Here is a 5,037-nt window from a genome sequence, read left to right as displayed (position 1 = left end):
CATCGCTGATAAAGGTAGCGGGTTTAGTCACTTCGCTATTGTTAACTTTAGCTGTGACATTGAATACACCCTTTTGCAGACTTGTTAGCTCTGCGACAGCTTTACCATCAGTGCCAGTAGTTCTGTTAACAACTGACAATACTGGACCTTCCTCCACTTCAAAGCTTACTTCCGCTCCAGATACAGGACTTCCGTTCTGATCGGTCACTGTGGCGGTAACAACGTTTTTGCTAACGCCGTCAGCAGGTGCATTGTCTGGGTCGATAACAACATTTCCTTCCTTCAACTCGACAACAGGCTCGAAGTTAACCGTCGTGCGCTCAGACTGAGTTGTGCCTTGGGAAAGCTCAGTCATCGTTACAGTCACATCGCCAGGGGTGATATTTGTTACTTCCACGACAGCATAACCAGCACTGTCTGACCATATTGTTAGGCTGTTTGTACCATTACCGCCGTAAATATCAGAACCTGGCACAGCAGTAAGGATAGCCCCATTATCTGCCGTGAAGTTCAATTTAATCAATCCAGGACCTAAACTTCCTTCTGGTCCCTCAAGCCCATGATAAATACGTCCTTTAATAACGTTCTTTGATTGACCATTAGCAGGTACATTATTTGTTACTACCGACAATGGTGCCAGTTTTCCTGCAAAATAAACACGGACACCAACGTTCGAACCTGCTACAGAACCATATCTTACATTTACTGTATAACCAATGTTAGAGATATCACCTTTTAGCCTTATTTCGAAACTTCCACTTTCAAGTTTATTTAATTTCCATTCTGATTGCCCGCCTGTAGCAAAAACATCAGCCGTGAAAGAATCTGTATTTACATTTGGGATCTGATTCCCGAATTTATCTGTTGCGTCGAATGTTACAATGTTTTCCTCAAGGTATCCTGCCAACGCCCAATTTTTGACGACTGTCATATTAGAAATCATTGAACTGCTTTCATCCGGCACATACATAACCGTGTCATCAGCCGTCACATCGGCGTTATCAGCAAGCATCACTGTCAGTTTTGTTTCACCGGCACGTGTGTCATAGAGTGAAAGAATACCAACACCATTATTGTTTGCTGTTACGCTCGCTGACGCTGCGCTGCCCCCTTCTGCATGCACGTCAAATTCAGCATCGGTAATGATGTTTCCGTTGGCATCCTTCGCTACTACGGTGTATCCAATACGGGTACCAGCAATATAGGATTCCTGCACATCAGTGCGCGTCAGTTCGATAGCTGCTGTCGATTTATCTGCAATGAAAGTTGCATTCTTCGATACCGCATTTCCATTAACGGAAGCTGTAACCCTGAAGGTTCCGGCAGCAGTGCTGGTGAGCTCAGCAATCGCTTTACCCTCAGCATCTGAGGTTCCGTTAATGACAGTCATCACAGGACCGTCTTCTACGCTGAAGCTAACTTCCGCTCCAGATACAGGACTTCCGTTCTGATCGGTCACTGTGGCGGTGACAACGTTTTTGCTCACGCCGTCAGCCGGAGCATTGTCTGGGTCAATTACGAGATTACTTTCTTTGAGCTCGATAACTGGTTCGAAGTTTACTTCGATTTCCTGTGAAGGATTACCCCATAATGATTCCCTGGATACAGCTATAACTTTTGTTATACCAGGATTGATGTTAGTTAACGTAATAGTGCGATAACCTTCATCATCAGTGTGTTCCGACAATGGATTGCTACTTGCTATAACAGCCCCATTGTCCACTCTGAATGCAAGAGCGCCGCCTGATACTCCTTCTCCACCCTGAGGGCCTTCATTGCCGTCATACAATCGAGCCCGTACTTTATTCTCTGTTACACCATCTGCACTTGCACCGTTAGCTAGCACCTCGATAGCAAGCATTGGGCTAAACCAGACCGTTTTACTCGCGTTAGCTCCAGCTATATCTGCATATCTAACAGTTACATAGTAATAAGTTGCTCTTGCACCTTTTAGCCTGACTTCAAAACTCCCATTGTCAAGATGTGCAAATGACATTTCCGACGGTTTATTTGCACTATTGGTGTAATCAATCGCAAATGCCGATGTTTCCATACCTGGTAATTGGTTACCGTATCGATCGGTTGCTTCAAATGTCACAATATTTTCGTCATCAAAATTAGCTAATGCATAATTTTTAACAACTGTCATATTAGAAATCATTGAACTGCTTTCATCCGGCACATACATAACCGTGTCATCAGCCGTCACATCGGCGTTATCAGTAAGCATCACTGTCAGTTTTGTTTCACCGGCACGTGTGTCATAGAGTGAAAGAATACCAACACCATTATTGTTTGCTGTTACGCTCACTGACGCTGCGCTGCCCCCTTCTGCATGCACGTCAAATTCAGCATCGGTAATGATGTTTCCGTTGGCATCCTTCGCTACTACGGTGTATCCAATACGGGTACCAGCAATATAGGATTCCTGCACATCAGTGCGCGTCAGTTCGATAGCTGCTGTCGATTTATCTGCAATGAAAGTTGCATTCTTCGATACCGCATTTCCATTAACGGAAGCTGTAACCCTGAAGGTTCCGGCAGCAGTGCTGGTGAGTTCAGCAATCGCTTTACCCTCAGCATCTGATGTTCCGTTAATGACAGTCACCACAGGGCCATCTTCTACGCTGAAGCTAACCTCTTCTCCAGCAACAGGCGTTCCGTTTCCATCTGTTACTATGGCAGTAACAGTATTTTTGTCAGCGCCATTCGCCTTAGCATTATCAGGATTGATCACCAAATCGGTTTCTTGAATCGTAGCAGCATTGGTAAAGTTTATATCCACCGTTAGTTGCTGAGTAATTCCTGCCTGCTCGAATGTCGCAGTAACAGTGGATGTACCCAGATTTACGCTGCGCACATTTACAGGCGCATACCCAGTCCCGGCACCACCTCCTGCTGTTGTTACCTGATTGGAACTCATTACTGCTCCATTGGTAGCAGTAAAACTTACCGTCCCAGAGTAGCCAGAAGCATAGTCACTCATACCGTAAGTCAGTCTAACGACTAATGTTATAGGACTAGTACCATCTGCTGGCTGGTTATTATTGTTTGCCCGAAGCTCACGCAATACTGGAATAAACTTAACAATCTTATTGTTAAGGCCAGGGACTGGAGCATGGTTAATTAAAGGTCTTACGCTGAATTCAGTTGCATTATCGATCTTAAGTGTATATGTAATTGTGTTCTCCGTGTAAACAGCACTGGAAATAGCCTGCGCAGCATTACTACCCTGCACATCTATTGCAAGCCGAACACCATTTTCAGGAATGGTTGAAGAAGTACCACCAACAGAAATCGGGTTTCCGTACTGATCTGTCACTGATGCGGTAATCTTAACTTCATCCACCCCATTCGCAATCGCGTTGGCCTTAGGTGTGTCGAAGTCACTTTCGAGAACACGTGCAGAGGCAACGTCAGCGATGAACTTGACTTCTTCCGACGCGCTGAGTTTGCTGTTTCCTTTCTGTTTAACAGTCAGCAACACTTCTCCGACTTTGGTATCAGTAACAAACAGGTTAGCAACACCACCGGAAACACCCGTAATTTCTGCCTCTGTTGTTTCGGTGCCGCTAGCACTCACTTCAATTTCAGCATCTTTAAATACATTGCCATTCGCATCCTGCACAGATGCGGTGAAGTTAGCTTTTGAGCCTGCAGGATGGCTATCAATTGGATTAACCTCTGTCAGAACCATACGAGCTGTCGTTGCATCAGCCACGAAGGTGGTATCTTTACTGGTTGACTTACCATTTACCGTCGCAGTTACTTTGAAAGAACCTGCCTTGGTACTCGTGATTTCAGCGACTGCTTTACCATCATCTCCTGTGGTGGTGGTTACGGGAGTGAGAACTGGCCCTTCCTGTACTTCAAAGGTAACCTCTTCTCCCACTACAGGTTGACCACTCGTATCCTTAACGAAGGCGGTTACAACGTTCTTATCTCTTCCATCAGCAACAGCATTGTCAGGGTCAACAATCAAATCACGTTCAGCTATCTCACCAGTCTGTTGTAAGAAGGTAATACTTGTCGTTTGCTGCTGGTTACCAGCATAGCGGGCGGTAATATTAACCGGACCAGCCGTTTTACTGGTAACGGTCACGTATGCATAACCCTCTGAATCAGTCAGGACATTTTGCGACGATAAAATCGCATTATTGTCCGCTTCAAATTGAACGTTTGTATTAGCAATTACACCTGGCGTTCCACGCTGGTAAATATGCAACCCGACACGGTTTTCATCAACACCATTAGCTAATGCATTATCGGTGAATACTTCAAATGGAGCCATTACACCAACATAATAAATATTCCGATAAATATAGTTCGTTCTATCGATAGTTAGTGCAACGCGATATTCCCCAGCCATACCGCTTTTCGCCGTAATAGCTACAGTAGCTCCTGTACCATCATCTACGCTTGCTGCACTTGAGGAAACGTTACCACTGTGCCCCTCTGGGGTGAAATCAACCTCATGCCGCCAACCTAAAGCTCGTGGAACAGGATTGCCATATCTATCCTTCACCGTAAAGGTAAGGACTATACTTCCGAATGATGCTGCCAAGGCCCCGTCATTCTCAACATAAACATCCGCATCAAGAATTTGAGCTGATGTAACGTCTGCTACAAACTTGACTTGAGCTGAATCAGAGACTTGTGCGTTCCCCTTAAGCTTGACTACCAGGTTGACATCACCAACAGCTGTATCGCTAATGGAGATTGTGCCTTTGCCTGCGCTCACGCTCTCTAAAGTTGCAACTACTGTTTCTGTACCTGATGCATAGACTTCGAAGTCAGCATCTGTAATAAGATTGTCATTTCCATCAACAACCGTAGCAGTAAAAATAGCTTTATAGCCCGCATAGTAATATTCAGCTTCATTATCTACAGGAGCTAGCACCAGGTTAGCAGTCGTTGCATCAGCCACGAAGGTGGTATCTTTACTGGTCGCCTTGCCGTTTACCGTTGCGGTCACCAGATAAGAGCCGGCTTTCAGGCTAGTCACCTCGGCGGTGGCTATCCCGTCCGCACCGGTGG

The 5,037-nt window shown here is 45.4% G+C and carries 1 protein-coding gene; it reads right to left on the bottom strand.

What is annotated here, in order from left to right:
* On the bottom strand, window positions 1-5,037 hold a 5,037-nt coding region (locus tag ETG88_RS21730), incomplete at both ends, for an Ig-like domain-containing protein (RefSeq protein ID WP_206732583.1).

Source organism: Lelliottia nimipressuralis, from assembly GCF_004115925.1.
Classification (GTDB): Bacteria; Pseudomonadota; Gammaproteobacteria; order Enterobacterales; family Enterobacteriaceae; genus Enterobacter; species Enterobacter nimipressuralis.
This window is presented reverse-complemented; position numbering and strand designations above follow the sequence as displayed.